General features: G+C 61.6%; 18 protein-coding genes. 8 read left to right on the forward strand and 10 right to left on the reverse strand.

The features are described from left to right. Nucleotides 1-141: 141 nt before the first annotated feature. Both J3P84_RS02735 and J3P84_RS02740 read right to left on the reverse strand, forming a co-directional pair. On the reverse strand, nucleotides 142-849 hold the full coding sequence (locus J3P84_RS02735) for a 3'-5' exonuclease (RefSeq protein WP_434627614.1): 708 nt from the start codon (nucleotides 847-849) through the stop codon (nucleotides 142-144). Next, nucleotides 846-2786 carry a putative nucleotidyltransferase substrate binding domain-containing protein gene (locus J3P84_RS02740; protein ID WP_434627617.1) on the reverse strand — a complete coding sequence of 647 codons (1941 nt, stop codon included), beginning with the start codon at nucleotides 2784-2786 and terminating at the stop codon, nucleotides 846-848. The genes J3P84_RS02735 and J3P84_RS02740 overlap by 4 nt, the downstream gene beginning before the upstream one ends. 252 nt (nucleotides 2787-3038) lie before the next feature. Here J3P84_RS02740 and J3P84_RS02745 point away from each other — a divergent pair, with 252 nt between their 5' ends. After that, complete coding sequence (locus tag J3P84_RS02745) at nucleotides 3039-3485, forward strand: response regulator (protein ID WP_434571351.1); 447 nt, start codon at nucleotides 3039-3041, stop codon at nucleotides 3483-3485. Nucleotides 3486-3524: 39 nt separating this feature from the next. Here the strand turns inward: J3P84_RS02745 and J3P84_RS02750 are convergent, their stop codons facing one another. Then, the gene (locus J3P84_RS02750; protein WP_434624197.1) at nucleotides 3525-4487 is read right to left on the reverse strand and encodes an IS110 family transposase; all 963 of its coding nucleotides are present in this window, start codon (nucleotides 4485-4487) and stop codon (nucleotides 3525-3527) included. A gap of 343 nt (nucleotides 4488-4830) precedes the next feature. Further along, entirely contained in the window at nucleotides 4831-7008 is a 2178-nt protein-coding gene (locus J3P84_RS02755; protein ID WP_434627620.1) for a malate synthase G, read from the reverse strand. Nucleotides 7009-7446: 438 nt separating this feature from the next. Between J3P84_RS02755 and J3P84_RS02760 the strand changes: the two genes are divergently transcribed. Next, nucleotides 7447-7965: a glycine cleavage system protein R gene (locus J3P84_RS02760; RefSeq protein WP_434571355.1), complete on the forward strand. Its 519-nt coding sequence runs from the start codon at nucleotides 7447-7449 to the stop codon at nucleotides 7963-7965. 217 nt (nucleotides 7966-8182) lie between these two features. Here the strand turns inward: J3P84_RS02760 and rarD are convergent, their stop codons facing one another. The 5 genes from rarD to J3P84_RS02785 form a co-directional block, all read right to left on the reverse strand. Then, nucleotides 8183-9070, reverse strand: a complete 888-nt coding sequence (rarD, locus tag J3P84_RS02765; RefSeq protein WP_434627623.1) for an EamA family transporter RarD — start codon at nucleotides 9068-9070, stop codon at nucleotides 8183-8185. 212 nt (nucleotides 9071-9282) lie between these two features. After that, nucleotides 9283-10257: a serine/threonine protein kinase gene (locus tag J3P84_RS02770; protein WP_434627626.1), complete on the reverse strand. Its 975-nt coding sequence runs from the start codon at nucleotides 10255-10257 to the stop codon at nucleotides 9283-9285. Nucleotides 10258-10487: 230 nt separating this feature from the next. Further along, nucleotides 10488-12389 (reverse strand): PhoX family protein, encoded by a 1902-nt coding sequence (locus J3P84_RS02775; protein ID WP_434571359.1) that lies wholly within the window; start codon nucleotides 12387-12389, stop codon nucleotides 10488-10490. A 67-nt stretch (nucleotides 12390-12456) separates the two neighbouring features. After that, nucleotides 12457-13221 (reverse strand): TOBE domain-containing protein, encoded by a 765-nt coding sequence (locus tag J3P84_RS02780; protein WP_434627629.1) that lies wholly within the window; start codon nucleotides 13219-13221, stop codon nucleotides 12457-12459. Nucleotides 13222-13276: 55 nt separating this feature from the next. Next, nucleotides 13277-14017, reverse strand: a complete 741-nt coding sequence (locus J3P84_RS02785; RefSeq protein ID WP_434627632.1) for a ComF family protein — start codon at nucleotides 14015-14017, stop codon at nucleotides 13277-13279. A gap of 90 nt (nucleotides 14018-14107) precedes the next feature. Here J3P84_RS02785 and bioB point away from each other — a divergent pair, with 90 nt between their 5' ends. The 6 genes from bioB (at nucleotide 14108) to J3P84_RS02815 (ending at nucleotide 19123) form a co-directional block, all read left to right on the forward strand. Continuing rightward, complete coding sequence (gene bioB, locus J3P84_RS02790; RefSeq protein ID WP_434627635.1) at nucleotides 14108-15163, forward strand: biotin synthase BioB; 1056 nt, start codon at nucleotides 14108-14110, stop codon at nucleotides 15161-15163. 160 nt (nucleotides 15164-15323) lie between these two features. Continuing rightward, nucleotides 15324-16502 carry an 8-amino-7-oxononanoate synthase gene (gene bioF / locus J3P84_RS02795; protein ID WP_434627638.1) on the forward strand — a complete coding sequence of 393 codons (1179 nt, stop codon included), beginning with the start codon at nucleotides 15324-15326 and terminating at the stop codon, nucleotides 16500-16502. Next, nucleotides 16495-17226: an alpha/beta fold hydrolase gene (locus tag J3P84_RS02800; RefSeq protein ID WP_434627641.1), complete on the forward strand. Its 732-nt coding sequence runs from the start codon at nucleotides 16495-16497 to the stop codon at nucleotides 17224-17226. Before bioF ends, J3P84_RS02800 begins: the two co-directional genes overlap by 8 nt. Further along, nucleotides 17219-18031 carry a malonyl-ACP O-methyltransferase BioC gene (gene bioC, locus J3P84_RS02805; RefSeq protein ID WP_434627644.1) on the forward strand — a complete coding sequence of 271 codons (813 nt, stop codon included), beginning with the start codon at nucleotides 17219-17221 and terminating at the stop codon, nucleotides 18029-18031. Before J3P84_RS02800 ends, bioC begins: the two co-directional genes overlap by 8 nt. Continuing rightward, entirely contained in the window at nucleotides 18028-18708 is a 681-nt protein-coding gene (gene bioD, locus J3P84_RS02810) for a dethiobiotin synthase (protein ID WP_434571368.1), read from the forward strand. The genes bioC and bioD overlap by 4 nt, the downstream gene beginning before the upstream one ends. 118 nt (nucleotides 18709-18826) lie before the next feature. Next, entirely contained in the window at nucleotides 18827-19123 is a 297-nt protein-coding gene (locus tag J3P84_RS02815) for a pyrroloquinoline quinone biosynthesis protein PqqE (protein WP_305498355.1), read from the forward strand. 74 nt (nucleotides 19124-19197) lie between these two features. Here the strand turns inward: J3P84_RS02815 and J3P84_RS02820 are convergent, their stop codons facing one another. Next, entirely contained in the window at nucleotides 19198-19347 is a 150-nt protein-coding gene (locus J3P84_RS02820; RefSeq protein ID WP_434627649.1) for a hypothetical protein, read from the reverse strand. Nucleotides 19348-19365 lie beyond the last annotated feature (18 nt).

Here is a 19365-nt window from a genome sequence, read left to right on the forward strand (position 1 = left end):
AATTGGCGCTGGTCGGGATAAAACTGTGCACTCCTGTGGGAGCGAGCCTGCTCGCGAAAACGGTCCGTCCGATACGTTGATGTTGGCTGACAAACTGCCTTCGCGAGCAGGCTCGCTCCCACAAAATCCTTGTTGCTTTAATTAAAACGAAGGCGCCTGCTGCCGCCGTTTCCACTGCCCCAGGCGCTGTTGCAGGTCGAGCGCGCTGTGGATGTCCTGCTGGCGGGCGCGGCTGAACAGGATCAGCGCCAGTTCCGCAGTGGCGAGGGCGTCGGCGCTGGCGTTGTGGCGCTCGAAGACTTGCAGCTTGAACCAGTCGATCCACTCGTCCAGGCCTGACTTGCGCAGATTGGCTTGCGGGCAAAGCATCGGGGCCAGGTCAGCCACGTCCAGGAACGGATGCAGCAGTCGGCAGCCCAGATAGTCTTTCATGGCGCGTCCGAGCATGTGCGAATCGAACGGCGCATGGAACGCCAGCAATGGGCTATCGCCGACGAACTCCATGAACGCCACCAGCGCTTCGGCCGGGTCGCTGCCGGCAGCGATGGCGCTCGGTGCCAGGCCATGGATCAGTACGCTGGGCCCGAGCTTCTGCTTGTCGCATTGCAAGGTCCGCTCGAACTGCTGGCTGAAGTCGATGGCGCCGTCTTCAATGACGACCGCACCGATGGACAGCACCTGATCCTTGTTCAGGTTGAGGCCGGTGGTTTCCAGGTCGACCACCACCCACCGTTGCTCCCGCAGGCTGCGCTCCGTCAATGGCGCGGCGGCGGGCAGATTGTTCAGGCGCTGCTGCAATGCGTCCGAGAGCATCGGCTGGACCGGGCGCAACCAGGAAAACAGACTCACAGCTGGTACCTCACGGTCAGGCTGCTCTGCAGGCGTTGGGCCTGGCGCAGGGATTCACGCAGGATGCGCCGGTCCAAGTGGTTGAGGCTGTCCGGGTCGACGCGGTTGGAATAGGGCTGGTTCTCCCGCGTTTGCAGTTGATGCTGTTGCATGCGTGTCTGCTGGATGAAGTGATAGGCCTCTTCATAAGCCGCGCCGTCCAGCGGCTCGATCACCTCCTTGACGACCAGTTGCCGCAAGCGCTCCAGAGTATTGTTGGCCTCGATGCCGTTGGCCAGCGCGAGCAGGCGGGCGCCGTCGACGAACGGGGTCAGGCCTTGTACTTTGAGGTCGAGCGTCGCCTTCTCGCCGTTCTTGCGGCTCAACACAAAATCCCTGAAGCGGCCAACGGGCGGGCGATGGCGAAGCGCGTTCTCGGCCAGCATGCGTTGGAACAGACGATTGTCGGCCACCTGATCGAGGATCTGCCGGCGCAACTGCTCGCAGCCTTGCTCGTCGCCCCACACCACCCGCAAATCGAAATAGATACTCGAACCCAGCAGGTTCTCGGGCGTCGCCTCACGGACAAAGGCCGCGAAGCGGCGTGCCCATTCGGCGCGGGACAGGCACAATTCGGGGTTGCCGGCCATGATATTGCCCTTGCACAACGTGAAGCCGCACAAGGCCAGGCTCTGGTTGATCTGCTGGGCGATGGGCAGCAGCAGACCACGAATCTGCGCCGCATGGGCAGCGTCCCGGGCTTCGAACAGGATACCGTTGTCCTGGTCGGTGTGCAGGGTCTGCTCGCGGCGGCCTTCGCTGCCAAAGCACAGCCAGCTGAACGCAACGCCCGGGTCGCCCTTCTCGGCGAGGGTCAGCTCGATAACCCGGCATACGGTATGGTCGTTGAGCAGGGTGATGATGTGGGTGATCTGGGTCGATGACGCGCCATGGGCCAGCATGCGTTCCACCAGTTGACCGATCTCGCCGCGCAAGGTCACCAGGTTCTCGATCCTGGGGGCGTTGCGGATCGTCCGGGCCAGGTGCACCAGGTCGACGCGCTGCAGGGAAAACAGGTCCCGCTCCGAGACCACGCCACACAAGCGCTGGTCCTTGACCAGGCAGACGTGGGCAATGTGGCGCTCGGTCATGGCGATGGCCGCATCGAAGGCGCTGTGGTCAGGCGACAGGAAAAACGGTGCCTGGGTCATGTGCATGGTGATCGCCCCGGAAAAATCCCCGGTACCGTCGGCCACGACCTGACGCAGATCGCGCAGGGTGAAGATCCCGACCGGCGCCTTGTGTTCGTCCACCACCACGATGCTGCCGACTTGCTGCTCATGCATCAGCTTGACGGCTTCGCGCAACGGCGTTTCGGGGCTGCAACTGACCGGGTGACGCATTGCCAGCTCGCCCAGGCGGGTATTGAGGGAATATTGCGTGCCCAGGGTCTGTGCGGATTTCTGCTGCACTTGCTGGTTGACCTGATCGAGCAGGCTGCTGACGCCGCGCAAGGCGAAATCGCGAAACGGCCCGGACAGGGCGAACAGCTTGATGAAGGCCAGTTTGTTCAACTGCAGGCAGAAAGTGTCCTCGCCGGCCCGGTGCTCGGTGCGGGTCGCGCGCTCACCCAACAGGGCCGCGAGGGGGAAGCACTCGCCGGTGGTGATCTCGAAGGTGGTCTCGGTGCCGCCCTTGGCCGAGTGCGGTCGCTCGCCCACTACCCGGCCTTGCTTGACGATGTAGAAGTGCTCAACCGGACCGTCGGCCGGCTTGATAATGGTTTCGCCCGGGGCATAAAAACGCAGCAGGCACTGTTCGACCAGGTAGGCCAGGTGGGCATTTTCCATCTGGTTGAACGGGGGGAAACGCTGGAGAAACTGCAACGTTCCCTGGATGTTCTGCAACACCGCGGTTTTCCCTGCCTGGATGAAGGCGTCCGCTTTTTTCATAACCATTACGCAGTCTTTTTCGAATTGTTGTGGTCGGATCTGTTCCCCATGGTCGGCCCCTGAGCGCAGGGTGCCCATTGGACGTAAGTCTAGGTCGCGGCAATGGGAGCGAATCCAAGGAAAACTCCCAGGCCTTGCGTCGGAAAATTCTTCCTGGAATGTACTTGGAAAAAAATCCGACGAAGTGCACATTGAAGCGCCGCAGAACGATGTCTGACCACTGTGCCAGGGGATCGATTCGAGAACGTAGAGAGCATCATGTCCGACCACGATATTTTGAGTGACGCCGAGCGCGAGGCGCTGAGTGCCGTCATGCTGGAACCCGACCTGCCGCCGCAGCGAGTCCTGATAGTCGATGACGACAAGGACGCCCGTGAGCTGCTGTCGGAAATCCTGGCATTGGACGGCATACGCTGCATGACCGCCGCCAGTGGTGAAACCGCACTCAGGATGCTGGAAACCAAGCCCGCCATCGGCCTGCTGATCACCGACCTGCGCATGGGCAATGTCGATGGCCTGGAGCTGGTGCGCCTGGTACGCGAGTCGGAGCGGGCGGCGCTGCCGATCATCATTGTGTCGGGCGATGCCGACGTGAAGGACGCCATCGAGGCGATGCATCTCAGTGTGGTGGATTTCCTGTTAAAGCCGATCGACACCGACAAGCTGCTGGGGCTGGTCAAGCATGAGCTGGGGATGGATCTCTGAGGTGTGCCGAGGACCGGCGCAATTCAAATGTGGGAGATTCTATGTTGCAGGGGAACCCTGCAGCATAGAATTAGGGCGATATTCGCTCTGGTTTTTCATCAGGGCGAATGCCACCCGGCACAATTTACGGGCGAGGCTCACCAGGGCTTGGGTTCTGGCGAAACCTCTTGCCAAGCAGGACTCGTAGTAAGGTTTCCAGACAGGAGACCGGCTAGCCGCCATTGCCGCGGTGTGCGCCAAGCGTCGCAGTTCGCCATCTCCTTTCTTGCTTAGGTGCCTGGGGCTGTGTTTTTTTCCGGAATCCTTTGGCCTCAGGTCCATCCCTAAAAAGGCAATAAACGCATCGCCGCTGGCGAAGTCACCTCGCATGAAGGCTGTCGCCAGACCTGTTGCCGTCAGTTCACCCACGCCCTCAATGGCTTTGCAGCGGTTGATGTTTTCAGTAATTCCCGCCTCTTGGCTGGCCTCGCGCAATAGCTTCTGGATGGCCCGATCGCTTTGCTTGAAGGCCTCCAGTTGCTCGGTCAGGATATCCTTCAGAAGCGGTTCGCCCGACCAACTCAGCATGAGGCTGACGCGCGCTTTGATGAGTTCTGCGCGCTTGCGTAGCAGGCTCTTTAATACTTTGTAGGCCTGCGGAGGTGGGGTCCAGACGCGTAGCCGTTGCTGTTCGTTTGTCAGATAGCGCGCCAGCAAACGTGCATCGCAAGGATCGGTTTTGGCCCGCTGTCCAATGCTTTCGCGGTAGTGGGCCACCCGATAGGCATCCACAACGTAAACCCTGTGCCCCATCCCATGAGCCAGTTCAGCCGTGTCCAGGTGATAAAAGCTGGTGGCTTCTAGTGCAATCAAACTTTGCGCTGGCAACGTTTCGAGCCAACGAACAAGGGCCTTACGGTCGTTATCAACAATCTGAATGCTTTTTAGATCTTCGCGATAAGCCACGATTTCAGCCTTGGCGACATCAATACCGATAACCGCTGGGGAGGTAAGGATTGTCATCTCGAATCCTCGGAGCTAGGGTTTAGATGCTTGTCGGGGTCTACCGTAGCGCTGGCTTGCTTCTATCGTCGGTTTACCGATGAATTCCTTATCGGCGCTTTAGGTAGAAAGGGCGGGACGAGAAGTCTCCCACGGTCCGTACTGGCTAGAGTCGGAATCGAGCTTTTAGTCCCGCCCACCCCTTCAAGTCTAAACATACAAGCGAGCTTGCTCGCGATGCGGACTGACACTCACCGCCTTATTGACTGTCACACCGCTATCGCGAGCAAGCTCGCTCACACAGAAGCAAAAAAAGCCCTGATCTTTCGATCAGGGCTTTTTATTTGCCGCGATTACCGCTCAATCACAACCCATTGGCTGCCTTGAACTCGCGACGACGACGGTGCAGCACCGGCTCGGTATAGCCATTTGGTTGCCTGGTCCCTTCGATCACCAGTTCGACCGCCGCCTGGAAGGCGATGTTGCTGTCGAAGTCTGGCGCCAGCGGGCGATACAGCGGGTCGCTGGCGTTCTGGCGGTCGACCACCGGTGCCATGCGCTTGAGGCTTTCCATCACCTGGTCCCGGGTGACGATGCCATGGCGCAGCCAGTTGGCGATGTGCTGGCTGGAGATACGCAGCGTTGCACGGTCCTCCATCAGGCCGATGTCGTTGATGTCCGGCACCTTGGAGCAGCCCACGCCCTGGTCGATCCAGCGCACCACGTAGCCGAGGATGCCCTGGGCATTGTTGTCCAGTTCATGCTTGATCTGCTCGGGCGTCCAGTTCGGGTTGACCGCCAGCGGGATGGTCAGGATGTCGTCCACCGAAGCGCGGGCACGCTTGGCCAGCTCGGCCTGGCGGGCGAATACATCGACCTTGTGATAGTGCAACGCGTGCAGGGCGGCAGCGGTTGGCGATGGGACCCATGCGGTGTTGGCGCCCGCCATCGGGTGGGCGATTTTCTGCTCGAGCATCGCGGCCATCAGGTCCGGCATGGCCCACATGCCCTTGCCGATTTGCGCGCGGCCTTGCAGACCGGTGCTCAAACCGATGTCGACGTTCCAGTTTTCGTACGCAGCGATCCACTTCTCGGCCTTCATGTCGGCCTTGCGGACCATCGGGCCGGCTTCCATGGACGTGTGGATTTCGTCGCCGGTGCGGTCGAGGAAACCGGTATTGATGAACACCACGCGCTCGCTGGCCGCCTTGATACACGCCTTGAGGTTGACCGTGGTACGGCGCTCCTCATCCATGATTCCGACTTTCAGCGTGTTGCGCGGCAGGTTCAGCACGTCTTCGACGCGGCCGAACAGCTCGTTGGTGAACGCCGCTTCTTCCGGGCCATGCATCTTCGGCTTGACGATATAGACCGAGCCGGTGCGGCTGTTGCGGCGCGAGGTGTTGCCGTTGAGGTTGTGGATCGCGGCCAGGCTGGTGATCAGCCCGTCGAGGATGCCTTCCGGCACTTCATTGCCGTCCTTGTCCAGAATCGCGTCAATGGTCATCAGGTGACCGACGTTGCGCACGAACAAAAGCGAACGGCCGTGCAGCGTCACGCTCGACCCGTCCGCGGCGGTGTAGACGCGGTCAGGGTTCATGGTCCGGGTAAACGTCTGGCCGCCCTTGGCGACTTCTTCCGACAGATCGCCTTTCATCAAGCCGAGCCAGTTACGGTAGATCACCACCTTGTCATCGGCATCGACGGCAGCGACCGAGTCTTCGCAATCCATGATGGTGGTCAGCGCGGCTTCCATCAGGATGTCTTTGACGCCGGCGGCGTCGGTCTGCCCGACCGGAGTGCTGGCATCGATCTGGATTTCGAAGTGCAGGCCGTTGTGCTTGAGCAGCACGGCGCTCGGCGCCGACGTATCGCCCTGGAAACCGATCAGTTGGGCATCGTCGCGCAGGCCGCTGTTGCTGCCGCCCTTGAGAGTCACGACGAGCTTGCCGTCGATGATCTTGTAGGCAATGGAATCGACGTGGGAGCCGGCCGCCAACGGGGCTGCTTCGTCGAGAAAGGCGCGGGCGAAGGCGATGACCTTGTCGCCGCGGACCTTGTTGTAGCCTTTGCCTTTCTCCGCGCCATCGGCTTCGCTGATCGCATCGGTGCCGTACAGCGCGTCGTACAGCGAACCCCAGCGGGCGTTCGAGGCGTTGAGGGCGAAACGGGCATTCATCACCGGCACCACCAGCTGCGGGCCGGCCATGCGGGCAATTTCGTCATCGACATTCTGGGTCGTGGCCTGGAAATCCGCCGCTTCTGGCAGCAGGTAACCAATGTCTTGCAGGAAGGCTTTGTAAGCCACGGCGTCGTGGGCCTGGCCGGCACGAGCCTGGTGCCAGGCATCGATCTGCGCCTGGAAATCGTCGCGTTTGGCGAGTAGGGCTTTGTTCTTCGGTGCCAGGTCATGGATGACCTTGTCGGCGCCGGCCCAGAATGCCTCGGCGGTGAGGCCGGTTCCGGGAATGGCTTCGTTATTCACGAAGTCGAACAGGACTTTGGCGACCTGCAGGCCACCGACTTGAACGTGTTCAGTCATTGCTTGCCTCACTCTGCTCAGCTATTGCGCTTTTCAGCTCTTCGATTTGGACAATGAAGCCTCGGGACATTTAAACCACAAACCCCTGGACCAGTACATGCCATTGCTGGCGGCTGGGTTAAGCCTTGCTGACGGGGCTTTCAGGGATGCGACTGGCCTGGGCAGACATCGGTGCAACATTAGGCATTGCGGTTATGTAGTGCCCGCTGCGGCATACTACATGATCAGTTACGGTTGTGAAAATCAGACTAATTGCGTCGTTCCGCGACCGACTAAAGCACTACAGTCACGGCGCGGAATCGGATGTTCTCAAAAAACTGTTGGATTGTTCCAGATAAATCTAAGATTCGTACACATATGCCTGTGGCAAGGTAGCGCGACCGTGTGGATTTTCCGCCTTGCCTATACTGTCCGTTCCATCAACAGAAGGGCTGCGCCATGGACCATCTCGTCATCACCGTTTTCGCCCCGGACAAACCCGGGCAGGTCGAGCGCATCGCTGAGTGTATTGCCGAGCACGGCGGCAACTGGCTGGAAAGCCGTATGTCGCACCTCGCCGGGCAATTCGCCGGGATCCTGCGCCTCAGCGCCCCGGCTGAATCTCATGAAGAACTGATCGAGGCTTTGCATGGGCTGGCGGCCCATGGCATTCGTGTGCTGATTGCCGAGAATGCGATCGAAGAATCCTGCACCTGGAAACCCATCGCCATGGAACTGGTGGGCAATGACCGTCCCGGCATCGTGCGCGACATCACGCGCCTGTTGAGCGAGCAGGGGGTGAACGTCGAGCGGCTGGTTACCCATGTTCGACCCGCGCCGATGAGCAGCGAATTGTTATTTCATGCCGAGGCGATTCTCGGAGTGCCCCTGACCTTGTCACTGGACACCCTGCAGGAGCGCCTGGAAACCCTGGCCGATGAATTGATGGTCGAGCTGAAACTCAGCGACGAAAGCTGACGCAGGTTATCCAAGGAAAAGCTGCGCCTGCCTGTGGATAACCTGTAGAGACCCGGCGCCAGCCCAGGCCTGCCGGGCCTCCGCCAGTGATGATCAAAAAATCACCAGTTTTCAAAGGCTTGTGCACAAACGCCGGGGATCACGTTGTGGATAACCTTGGGAAGGATAAGCGCAGGCCACGCCGGACGTGGCCTGTAGAGATGTGTTGGTTTTTTGATCAGGTGCGCCGGCGCATGCTGATCACCGCGTCGATGCTGTACACCGCCAGACCGGCCCAGATGAACAGGAACGCCACCAGCGTGCTGGACGATAAATGTTCGTCAAACAGAAGCACCGCGAGCAGCAGCACAAGCGTCGGCGCGATGTACTGCAAGAAGCCCAGCGTGGTGTAGGGCAGATGCCGCGCCGCCGCGTTGAAGCAGACCAGAGGCACCAGCGTCACGGGACCGGCCGCCACCAGCCACCAGGCTTCGGAAGTCGTCCAGAAAACCGCCTGGGCGCTGGTGGCGGCCGGGTTGAACAGCAGCCATGCGATAGCAATCGGTACCAGCATCCAGGTTTCCACCACCAGCCCTGGCAAGGCCTTGACCGGCGCCTGCTTGCGGATCAACCCGTAGAAGCCAAACGTCAGCGCCAGCATCAGCGACACCCACGGCAGGCTGCCCACCTGCCAGACCTGTTGCGCCACGCCAATGGCTGCCAACGCCACCGCGACCCATTGCATGCGTCGCAGCCGCTCGCCGAGGATCAACATGCCCAGCAACACGTTGACCAGCGGATTGATGTAATAGCCCAGGCTGGCTTCGAGCATGCGACCGTTATTCACCGCCCAGACGTAGGTCAGCCAGTTGACGGCGATCAGCGTGCCGCTCAGGGCGAGGATCGCCAGGCGCCGCGGATTGTCCCGCAGCTCGCGCCACCAGCCCGGATGTTTCCAGACCATCAGCAGGGCCGCGCCGAACAGCGCCGACCAGAGTACCCGGTGGATGATGATTTCCACCGATGGCACGTTGGCGATGGCTTTGAAATAGATGGGGAACAGGCCCCAGATGATATAGGCGCTCAGGCCCAGAATATACCCGCGACGCGGGTTGGCGGCTTGCATGCAGAATCCTTGCTTAGGCAGCTAACAAAGAAGTGATTGTAAGTAGATTTGTCTGATTGTGCTGGTGCCTTATGAATGTTGCACGCAACCCCTGCGGGAGCGAGCTTGCTCGCGATGGCGGTGTGTCAGTCGACAGATATGTTGCATATATAAACGCTATCGCGAGCAAGCTCGCTCCCACAGGGATTTGCGGGAGCCATTTGGATCTGGCATCAAAAAAGCTTCAACGGCTCTTCCTGAAGCGCCGCCAGTTGCTCGCGCAACGCCAACACCTGGTCGCCCCAGTAACGTTCGCTGCCGAACCAGGGGAAGCTTCGTGGAAACGCCGGGTCATCCCAGCGGCGCGCCAGCCAGGCGCTGTAGTGCATCAGGCGCAGGGCGCGCAACGGTTCGATCAGGGCCAATTCGCGCGGGTCGAAATCATGGAATTCCTGGTAGCCGTCCATCAATTCCGATAGCTGTCCGAGGCATTCCTGCCGATCCCCGGCGAGCATCATCCACAGATCCTGCACGGCCGGGCCCATGCGGCAATCGTCGAGGTCGACGATATGGAACACCTCGTCGCGGCACATCATGTTGCCGGGATGGCAATCGCCGTGCATGCGGATGTTCTGGTGGGGCGTGGCGGCGTAGGCATCTTCGACACGCTTGAGCAGATCCCTGGCCACTGATTCGTAGGCCGGCAGCAGGCTGCGGGGGACAAAGCCGCTTTGCAGCACGGTCTCCAGCGAGTCATGGCCGAAGTTCCTCACGCCCAGTGCTTCGCGATGCTCGAATGGCCGGGTCGCGCCGATCGCGTGAAGCCTTCCGAGCAACTGGCCCAGACGATAGAGCTGGTCGAGATTGCCCGGCTCCGGCGCCCGCCCGCCGCGACGGGGGAACAGGGTGAAACGAAACCCGGCGTGCTCATGCAGGCTGGCGCCGTTATGGATCAGCGGCGCCACCACCGGCACTTCGCAGTCGGCCAGCTCGAAGGTAAAGCGGTGTTCTTCCAGGATCGCTTCGTTGGTCCAGCGCTGGGGGCGATAGAACTTGGCGATCAGCGGTTCGGCGTCTTCGATGCCGACCTGATAGACACGGTTTTCGTAGCTGTTGAGCGCCAGCACGCGGGCGTCGCTGAGAAAGCCGATGCTTTCAACGGCATCGAGCACCAGGTCGGGCGTAAGGGTTTCAAACGGATGGGACATGCTGACTCCTGCGCAGCGGCAGGGCTGCCGCGTCCGACCCGGCATGGTAGCGCAAAGCAGTCATGATTGGGTCGGTGGGAGTTGCGTCGCTCTTCGTGGCGAGGGAGCTTGCTCCCGTTTGGGTGCGCAGCGCCCACAAAAAAATGGGGTCGCTGCGCAACCCGGCGGGAGCAAGCTCCCTCGCCACAAAGACGGCTGCGTTCCCACGCAGAGCGTGGGAACGCTCAGCGTCAGCCGCCGATGATCCCGCCATCCTCGCGCGTAATCACCATCACTGACGACCGTGGCTTGCCATTGGGCAGGTGCTCGGGGAACGTCGAACCGCCGTTTTCCCCAGGGTGCTGGATGCCCACGAACAAGGTCTTGTAGTCCGGCGCGAAGCTGATCCCGGTGACCTCACAACCCACCGGTCCGACCATGAAGCGGCGGATCTCACCGCTGTTGGGGTCGGCGCAGAGCATCTGGTTGTTGCCCATGCCGGCGAAATCCCCGGCGTTGCTTGAGTCGCCATCGGTCTGGATCCACAGCCGGCCGGCTTTGTCGAAGCCCAGGCCGTCGGGGCTGTTGAACATGTTCTGCGCATTGACGTTGGACGATCCGGCCTTGGGCGTGCCGGCATGCACCGTCGGGTTACCGGCGACCACGAACAGATCCCACTCGAAGGTCTTGGAGGCGTGATCGTCGCGGTCGGTGCGCCAGCGCAGAATCTGCCCGTAGACGTTTTTGGCCCGAGGGTTGGGCCCGTCCACCGGTTGGCCTTCTTCGCCGCGCTTGGAGTTGTTGGTCAGGGTGCAATAGACCTGGCCATCCTTCGGACTCACCACGATCCACTCCGGGCGGTCCATGCGGGTGGCGCCAACGGCGGTGGCGGCCAGGCGCGCATGGATCAGCACTTCAGCCTGGTCATTGAAGCCCTTGCCGGCGTCGAGGCCATTCTTGCCATGGGTCAGTTCGATCCACTGGCCCTTGCCTTTCGGATGGTCCGGGTTGCCGTCGCCGGCGTCGAAGCGCGCCACGTACAACGTGCCGTGGTCCAGCAGGTCGCGGTTGGCCTTGGGATTGCGGCGGTCGATGCGATCGCGGCTGACGAACTTGTAGATGAACTCGCCACGCTCGTCATCGCCCATGTACACAACGGCGCGCCCGTCACGGGTTTTCGCCAGCGCGGCGTTTTCGTGTTTGAAGCGGCCCAGGGCGGTGCGTTTCACTGGCGTGGACTTTGGATCGAACGGGTCGATTTCAACCACCCAGCCGTGACGATTGAGCTCGTTGGGGTTTTTCGCCAGGTCGAAACGCGGATCGAACAGGTGCCAGTTGATTTCGCGGCTGGTGACGGTAGCGCCGTAGCGCTTTTGCGCCTCATCGAACTTCAGATCAGCGTTGCTGCTGCCGAAGCAGTCGGTGAAGTTTTCTTCACAGGTCAGGTAGGTGCCCCACGGCGTCATGCCGTTGGCGCAGTTCTGGAACGTCCCCAGCGCTTTTTTGCCGCTCTTGTCGGCGCTGGTTTTCATCAGGTCGTGACCGGCAGCCGGGCCGCCCAGGCGAATCGGCGTGTTGCCATGGATCCTGCGGTTGTAGCGTGAATCCTGGACGAATTGCCACTGGCCCCGGCGCCGCTGGATCTCGATGACCGACACGCCCTCGCTGGCCTGGGCCTTGTGTACGTCTTCGGCGGACTGCGGCTGGCCGCCATGGGGGAAGAGGTAGCGGTAGTTGGTGTATTCGTTGTTGATCGCCATCAGCGCCCGGTTGTCCTCGCCGGGAAACGGGAACAGGCTCATGCCGTCGTTATTGTCACCGAACTGCATTTCCTGGGCGCGGGCGGTGCCATTGCCGCTGGGGTCGAATGCCGGAGCATTTTTTTGCAGTGGCTGGCCCCAACTGATCAGCACCGAGGCTTTGTAGCCTGGCGGCAAGGTAATGGTGTCGGTCGTGGCGGCGGCAATGCTGTCAAAGCCCAGCAACCTTTTGTTGCCTTCGCTCACGGCGGCGGCCATGACGCTGCGGCTCAGCAGGTTGCCGCCGAGGAACATCGCCGCGCCGCACAGAGCGCCTGCGCCGATGAAGCGGCGACGGCTCAGGCCGACGATCTTTTCCAGGTCGGTGGATTGGTTTTCTTCTAATAGGCTCATCATCAGGCTCCCTGCTGGTTTTGGCAGTCACCTTAAAGCGGGTCGATGAAGTTTATGTTTCAGCGCGCTACAACGGTGTGCCGAGTAGCACATTTGCAGGGGAAAAACGCACTTGCACCGGTGAGCCGGCGTCGAGGTTTCGTTCAACCAGCTCAAGCGGGTCTGCAAGGGCACACAACGTCTGGCCGTTGGGCAAGCCGATGCGCACTTCATTGGGGCCATCCGCAGCGACCGCGATGTGCTCGATCACGCCTTGCAGACTGTTGGCCGAGCAATCGTCCGGCTGGTCGAGTGGATACAACGTCAGCCAGCCGGCCTTGATCAGGGCCACCACTTCGGTACCGAGGCCCAGCTCCAGGCGCAGCGTGCTGTCGTGGGTGATCTGCGCGTCGATGAGCAAACCGCGCGCCAGTTCCAGGTGTATCCGGTCGTTGTGGCCCTGGGCCTGGATGCCGACGACCTTGCCATGCAGTTGGTTGCGCGCGCTGGTGCGCAACATCAGGCGGCTGAGCAGGCCCAGGTCAGCGGCGTCCTCGCTCGCTTCCAGCAACTGCGCCTGCAATACCTGCAAACGCTGATAAAGACGCAGCACGCGCAGGCCTTCTTCCGACAGTTTTGCGCCACCGCCACCCTTGCCGCCAACGCTGCGCTCGACCAATGGCCGGTCCGCCAGGTTGTTCAGCTCATCGATCGCATCCCAGGCCGCCTTGTAGCTCAGCCCGGCGCTTTTGGCGGCCCGCGTGATGGAGCCCTGTTCGGCGATGTGCTGTAACAGGGCGATGCGTTGTGGACGGCGGACGATATGTTGGCTCAACAGCGTAGGCAATGACATGGTGCAAACCCTGTACGGGACGGATGCAGGACGTTGGCGCCTCGGCCACTGCACGTCAAGCCGGATCACCGGGTTTCGGCGTGCGCGCCAGGCAATACACATCGACCCGTGCGGCACCGGCATCGAGCAGCAACCGGGCCAGTGCCTGCGCCGTGGCGCCGGTGGTGAGTACATCATCGACCAGCGCCAGGTGACGGTTGTTCAACACCGCGCGGGGCGCTAAGGCAAAGGCCTGGCGCAGGTTCCGGCGCCGGGCCCGGGCGTCCAGGACCTGTTGGGCCGGGGTGTCCTGAATGCGCAACAGCAGGTCGTCTTCGCAAGGGATCCGCAGCGCTGCGCTGAGCCAGCGGGCCAGCAGCGTCGCCTGGTTGAAGCCGCGCTGGCGCAAGCGGCGTGACGCCAGCGGCACTGGCACCAGCGCATCGGGCCGCTCCAGGCCTTCGTCGAAATGATGCTGCAGCGATTGCGCCAGCAACTCGCCAAGCAGTCGACCGAGGGGCCATTTTGCCTGGTGCTTGAAGCGCGTAATCAGGCTGTCCACCGGAAAGTCGTAGGCCCATGGCGCCAGGACTCGCTCGAAAGCCGGAGGCCGCGCGGCGCATTGGCCGCAACGGAGCCCGGCCATGGGCAGCGGCAGGGCGCAAACGGCGCAATGCTCGCCGAGCCAGGGCAGTTCGCTTTCGCAAGGGGTGCAGATGGGTTGCAAGGTGTCGGTGGGTTCGCCGCACAGCAGACAGAGCTGTTTGTTTTTTAACCAGATGTAAACCGGACCTTTGTATCGTGGTTGACAGCGCATGGCTCTTCCTTAAATATGCCGAACATCCGTGTCGCGTCTGTGGGTATTCCGTTCCCCAGGCGCTTGCCAAGCATAATCAAGGAAATGCCCATGAGCGCCAGCACCACTGCCAACCTGCGTCATGACTGGTCTTTGGCCGAAGTCAAAGCACTCTTTGTCCAGCCATTCAATGACCTGCTCTTCCAGGCGCAGACCGTGCACCGCGCGCACTTCGATGCCAACCGCGTCCAGGTGTCGACCCTGCTGTCGATCAAGACCGGCGCCTGCCCGGAAGATTGCAAATATTGTCCGCAGTCCGGCCACTACAACACCGGGCTGGAAAAAGAGAAGTTGCTCGAAGTGCAGAAGGTCCTTGAAGAGGCCGCGCGCGCCAAGGCCATCGGTTCGACCCGTTTCTGCATGGGCGCGGCGTGGAAACATCCGTCGGCCAAGGACATGCCTTACGTGCTGGAGATGGTCAAGGGGGTCAAGGCCATGGGCCTGGAGACCTGCATGACCCTGGGGCGTCTCGACCAGGAGCAGACCGAAGCGCTGGCCCAGGCCGGCCTGGATTATTACAACCACAACCTCGACACCTCGCCGGAGTTCTACGGCAGCATCATCACCACCCGCACCTACAGCGAGCGCCTGCAAACCCTGGCGTATGTACGTGATTCGGGGATGAAGATCTGTTCCGGCGGGATCCTGGGCATGGGCGAGTCCCTGGACGACCGCGCCAACCTGCTTATCCAGCTGGCCAACCTGCCGGAGCATCCAGAGTCGGTGCCGATCAACATGCTGGTGAAAGTCGCCGGCACGCCGCTGGAAAATGCCGAGGACATCGACCCGTTCGATTTCATCCGCATGCTCGCCGTGGCGCGCATCCTCATGCCGAAATCCCATGTGCGCTTGTCCGCTGGCCGCGAAGCCATGAACGAGCAGATGCAGGCCCTGGCGTTCTTCGCTGGCGCCAACTCGATTTTCTACGGCGACAAATTGCTGACCACCGCCAACCCGCAGGCCGACAAGGACATGCAACTGTTCGCTCGCCTGGGCATCCAGCCGGAAGCTCGCGAAGAGCATGCCGATGAAGTGCATCAGGCGGCCATCGAGCAGGCGCTGGTGGAGCAGAAGAGCAGCGAGCAGTTCTATAACGCCGCTGTTTGATTGCTCACCGATTCCCTGACTGGATGCAAGACGCTGTGGGAGCGAGCTTGCTCGCGATGGCAATGGAACATTCAACATTTATGTCGACTGGCTCACCGCTATCGCGAGCAGGCTCGCTCCTACAAGGGTCTTTGGCCAGTCTTTAACAGTTGAGGCCTGCATGCCCTTCGATCTTGCCGCACGCCTGGCTGCCCGTCGTGCCGAAAACCTCTATCGCCAGCGTCCGCTGCTTGAAAGCCCCCAAGGCCCGCAAGTGGTGGTGGACGGCCAGCCGTTGCTGGCGTTCTGCAACAACGACTACCTGGGTCTGGCCAATCACCCGCAGGTGATCGAGGCCTGGCGTGCCGGCGCGTCGCGTTGGGGCGTCGGTGGTGGTGCGTCGCATCTGGTGATCGGCCACAGCGGCCCTCATCACGCCGTGGAAGAAGCGCTGGCCGACTTGACCGGCCGGCCCCGGGCACTGTTATTCACCACCGGCTACATGGCCAACCTTGGTGCCGTCACGGCGCTGGTCGGACAGGGCGACACGGTGTTGCAGGACCGGCTCAACCACGCCTCGTTGCTCGACGCCGGGCTGTTGTCCGGTGCCCGTTTCAGCCGTTACTTGCACAACGATGCCCAAAGCCTGGCGACCCGCCTGGAAAAAGCCATCGGCAATACCCTGGTGGTCACTGACGGCGTGTTCAGCATGGACGGCGACATCGCCGACCTGCCGGCTCTCGCCCGCGCAGCACGGGCCAAGGGCGCCTGGCTGATGGTCGACGATGCCCATGGCTTCGGCACGCTGGGTACCACCGGCGGCGGCGTCGTCGAGCATTTCGGCCTGAGCCAGGAAGACGTACCGGTGCTGGTGGGGACGCTGGGCAAGGCGTTCGGCACCGCCGGGGCCTTTATTGCTGGCAGCGAAGAATTGATCGAAAGCCTGATCCAGTTCGCCCGCCCCTACATCTACACCACCAGCCAGCCGCCGGCGTTGGCCTGCGCCACGCTCAAGAGCCTTGAGTTGCTGCGTAGCGAGCATTGGCGGCGTGAGCATCTGCAACTGCTGATCCGCCAGTTCCGCCACGGTGCCGAGCAGATCGGCTTGCAATTGATGGACAGTTTCACGCCGATCCAACCCATCCTGATCGGTGATGCGGGACGGGCGATGCGGCTGTCGCTGATGCTGCGCGAGCGCGGGCTGATGGTCACCGCAATCCGGCCACCCACCGTGCCGGCCGGCAGCGCTCGGCTGCGTGTGACGTTGACCGCTGCCCACAGCGAAGCCCAGGTACAACTATTGTTGAATGCACTGGCCGACTGTTTTGCGCAACTGGGAGCGGAGCCAAGCCATGCGTGATCGACTGATATTGCTGCCCGGCTGGGGCTTGGGCGTTTCGCCCCTCGAACCGCTGGCGGTGGCCCTGCAAGGGCTCGATGAGCACTTGCAAGTGGAAATCGAGCCATTGCCTGCACTGGTGTCGAGCGACCTCGGTGAATGGCTCGATGAGCTGGATGCCACGTTGCCCCAGGATGCCTGGCTGGGCGGCTGGTCCCTGGGCGGGATGCTGGCCGCGGAACTGGCGGCGCGTCGGGGCGAGCGTTGCTGTGGCCTGCTGACCCTGGCGAGCAACGTGTCTTTTGTGGCCCACCAGCATTGGCCGAGCGCGATGCCCGCTGACACTTTCGATGGATTTCTCGCCGGATGCGCCGCCGATCCGCGCCAGACCCTCAAACGCTTCAGCTTGCTGTGTGCGCAAGGCTGTGGCGACCCGCGCGGGTTGTCGCGATTGCTGCTGGCCGGCGCGCCGAACACCTCGCCTGAGGTATTGATGGCCGGGCTCGAGCTGCTGGCGCGACTGGACACGGAGGTTGCCTTGCAGGGTTTTCGAGGCCCTCAATTACATCTGTTTGCCGGGCTCGACGCGCTGGTGCCTGCCGAGGCTGCGGGAGAACTGCTGGCGATGCTGCCAGATGTCGAAATCGGTCTGATTGAACAGGCCGGCCATGGATTCCCACTGGAGGACCCCCATGGCGTGGCGGGGGCGATCCAGGCTTTTCTGCATGAGTCCGGTGATGACTGATTTATCTGTTGTGAAGTTGCCGGGCGCCTTGCCCGACAAACGTCAGGTCGCGGCCTCGTTCTCCAGGGCGGCAGCCAGCTATGACAGCGTCGCTGAACTGCAGCGCGACGTTGGCCAGCAGTTACTGTCGCGGCTGCCCGTCTCGTTTATGCCGGGACGCTGGTTGGACATGGGTTGTGGCACCGGTTATTTCACCCGCGCCCTTGGTGCGCGGTTCGGTGAGAGGGCGGGTGTTGCGCTGGATATCGCCGAAGGCATGCTCAACCACGCCCGTCCTCAAGGCGGCGCCGCGCATTTCATCGCCGGTGATGCCGAGCGGCTGCCGTTGCAGTCGGCCAGCTGTGACCTGGTGTATTCCAGCCTCGCGGTGCAATGGTGTGGCGATTTTGCCTCGGTATTGAGCGAGGCCTATCGTGTTTTGAAACCCGGTGGGATGTTTGCCTTCACCAGCCTGTGTGTCGGCACGTTATACGAGTTGCGCGACAGCTGGCGTGAAGTGGATGGCCTGGTACACGTCAACCGTTTCCGCGCATTCGATACCTATAGACAGCTGGCCGACGCCAGCGGGTTGCGCGTCGTCAGCCTGGAGAATCGCCCGCATGTTCTGCATTATCCCGATGTACGCGCCCTGACCCACGAATTGAAAGCATTGGGTGCGCACAATCTGAATCCTGGTCGTCCCGGTGGGTTGACGGGCAGGGCGAGAATTTTCGCGCTGGTCCAGGCCTATGAAAAATATCGCCAGGCCCAGGGCCTGCCGGCCACTTACCAGGTGGTCTACGCCGTGCTGGAGAAACCGCTATGAGCCAGGCTTATTTCATCACCGGCACCGACACGGACGTGGGCAAGACCACTGTTGCGGCGGGGCTGCTGCACGCGGCCAGGCGGGCCGGCATGAGCACCGCCGCGGGCAAGCCCGTAGCCTCTGGTTGCGCAGTGACGCCCAAGGGCCTGCGCAACGCCGATGCCTTGGCCCTGTTGGCCGAATGTTCGGTGCCATTGACTTATGCACAGGTCAATCCGGTGGCATTCGAACCGGCGATCGCACCTCACCTGGCCGCCCGGGAAGCTGGCGTGGCATTGACCGTGCAATCCTTGCTCGGGCCGATGCGCGAGGTGCTGGCTCTGGATGCGGATTTCACCTTGATCGAAGGCGCGGGCGGCTGGCGTGTGCCGCTGGCCGGGCAAGACAATCTTTCCGACCTTGCGATAGCGTTGGGCCTGCCGGTGATCCTGGTGGTGGGGGTACGCCTGGGCTGCATCAGCCACGCGTTGCTGACCGCCGAGGCTATCGCCCGGGACGGCTTGCCACTGGCCGGCTGGGTAGCAAACATCATCGATCCGGCGACGTCGCGCATGGAAGAAAACCTCGCGACCCTCGCCGAACGCCTGCCGGCGCCCTGCCTGGGCAGAGTCGCGCGAATCAAGGACGTGACGGCCGAAGCGGTGGCCGAACATCTGCAGCTGGATCTGCTGGACTGACTCTTAACCAAGGTTTTGGCTATGACGCGGCACTGTGCCATTAGTGTTTTTGTCGAGCCTTTTCCCAAGGCATCTGGTTCAATGCCCGTGTCGACCCTTCAAGAAGACCCTCCCTGCCATGGAAATCTCAGGAAACACCGCGTTCTATGCCGGTCTGAGCACGATTCAGACAGGGCAGTACCGCGTCGATCAGGCCTCCAGCCAGATTGCCAACAACACGATCGAGCGCTCGGTCACCAGCCAGTCCTCCGACGTTCAGGTGGATCGCCTGCGTTCGGTGGATCGCAGTCAGCAATCGGACCTGACCAGCAACATGGTCGAAATGGCCCAAGGCAAGTTCCAGGTGCAACTGGGGGTGAACGTTGCCAAGGCTTCCGACGAAATGCTCGGAACGTTGATCGATACGTTCGCCTGACTCTGCCGTTCAGATGTAGTGAAAACGCCGCGATTCATTCGCGGCGTTTTCGTCTCTAACTCTTTCTTCCTCAACTAATCTTTTACTGCGCGAGCCGTGCCACTGCTTGGCGATGGATTTTTCACGGCCGAAATTTGCTGCAGGACGATGACGAACGGCAAAAGATCGCCGCTTGACAAGGTATGAGCGTAAACGTATGTTTCAAACAGCTGTTTGATCGCCATAACAAATCCACGCGGTCG

Source organism: Pseudomonas sp. Z1-29 (assembly GCF_051131995.1).
In the GTDB taxonomy this organism is placed as follows: domain Bacteria; phylum Pseudomonadota; class Gammaproteobacteria; order Pseudomonadales; family Pseudomonadaceae; genus Aquipseudomonas.

Excerpts from the sequence above, each read along its gene's own strand:
- J3P84_RS02785 (WP_434627632.1), bottom strand. The coding sequence starts at position 14,017 with ATGCGCTGTCAACCACGATACAAAGGTCCGGTTTACATCTGGTTAAAA.
- rarD (WP_434627623.1), bottom strand. The coding sequence starts at position 9,070 with ATGCAAGCCGCCAACCCGCGTCGCGGGTATATTCTGGGCCTGAGCGCC.
- bioB (WP_434627635.1), top strand. The coding sequence starts at position 14,108 with ATGAGCGCCAGCACCACTGCCAACCTGCGTCATGACTGGTCTTTGGCC.
- J3P84_RS02820 (WP_434627649.1), bottom strand. The coding sequence starts at position 19,347 with ATGGCGATCAAACAGCTGTTTGAAACATACGTTTACGCTCATACCTTG.
- J3P84_RS02780 (WP_434627629.1), bottom strand. The coding sequence starts at position 13,221 with ATGTCATTGCCTACGCTGTTGAGCCAACATATCGTCCGCCGTCCACAA.
- J3P84_RS02815 (WP_305498355.1), top strand. The coding sequence starts at position 18,827 with ATGGAAATCTCAGGAAACACCGCGTTCTATGCCGGTCTGAGCACGATT.
- bioD (WP_434571368.1), top strand. The coding sequence starts at position 18,028 with ATGAGCCAGGCTTATTTCATCACCGGCACCGACACGGACGTGGGCAAG.
- bioF (WP_434627638.1), top strand. The coding sequence starts at position 15,324 with ATGCCCTTCGATCTTGCCGCACGCCTGGCTGCCCGTCGTGCCGAAAAC.
- J3P84_RS02775 (WP_434571359.1), bottom strand. The coding sequence starts at position 12,389 with ATGAGCCTATTAGAAGAAAACCAATCCACCGACCTGGAAAAGATCGTC.
- J3P84_RS02770 (WP_434627626.1), bottom strand. The coding sequence starts at position 10,257 with ATGTCCCATCCGTTTGAAACCCTTACGCCCGACCTGGTGCTCGATGCC.
- J3P84_RS02745 (WP_434571351.1), top strand. The coding sequence starts at position 3,039 with ATGTCCGACCACGATATTTTGAGTGACGCCGAGCGCGAGGCGCTGAGT.
- J3P84_RS02740 (WP_434627617.1), bottom strand. The coding sequence starts at position 2,786 with ATGGTTATGAAAAAAGCGGACGCCTTCATCCAGGCAGGGAAAACCGCG.
- J3P84_RS02800 (WP_434627641.1), top strand. The coding sequence starts at position 16,495 with ATGCGTGATCGACTGATATTGCTGCCCGGCTGGGGCTTGGGCGTTTCG.
- bioC (WP_434627644.1), top strand. The coding sequence starts at position 17,219 with ATGACTGATTTATCTGTTGTGAAGTTGCCGGGCGCCTTGCCCGACAAA.
- J3P84_RS02750 (WP_434624197.1), bottom strand. The coding sequence starts at position 4,487 with ATGACAATCCTTACCTCCCCAGCGGTTATCGGTATTGATGTCGCCAAG.
- J3P84_RS02760 (WP_434571355.1), top strand. The coding sequence starts at position 7,447 with ATGGACCATCTCGTCATCACCGTTTTCGCCCCGGACAAACCCGGGCAG.
- J3P84_RS02755 (WP_434627620.1), bottom strand. The coding sequence starts at position 7,008 with ATGACTGAACACGTTCAAGTCGGTGGCCTGCAGGTCGCCAAAGTCCTG.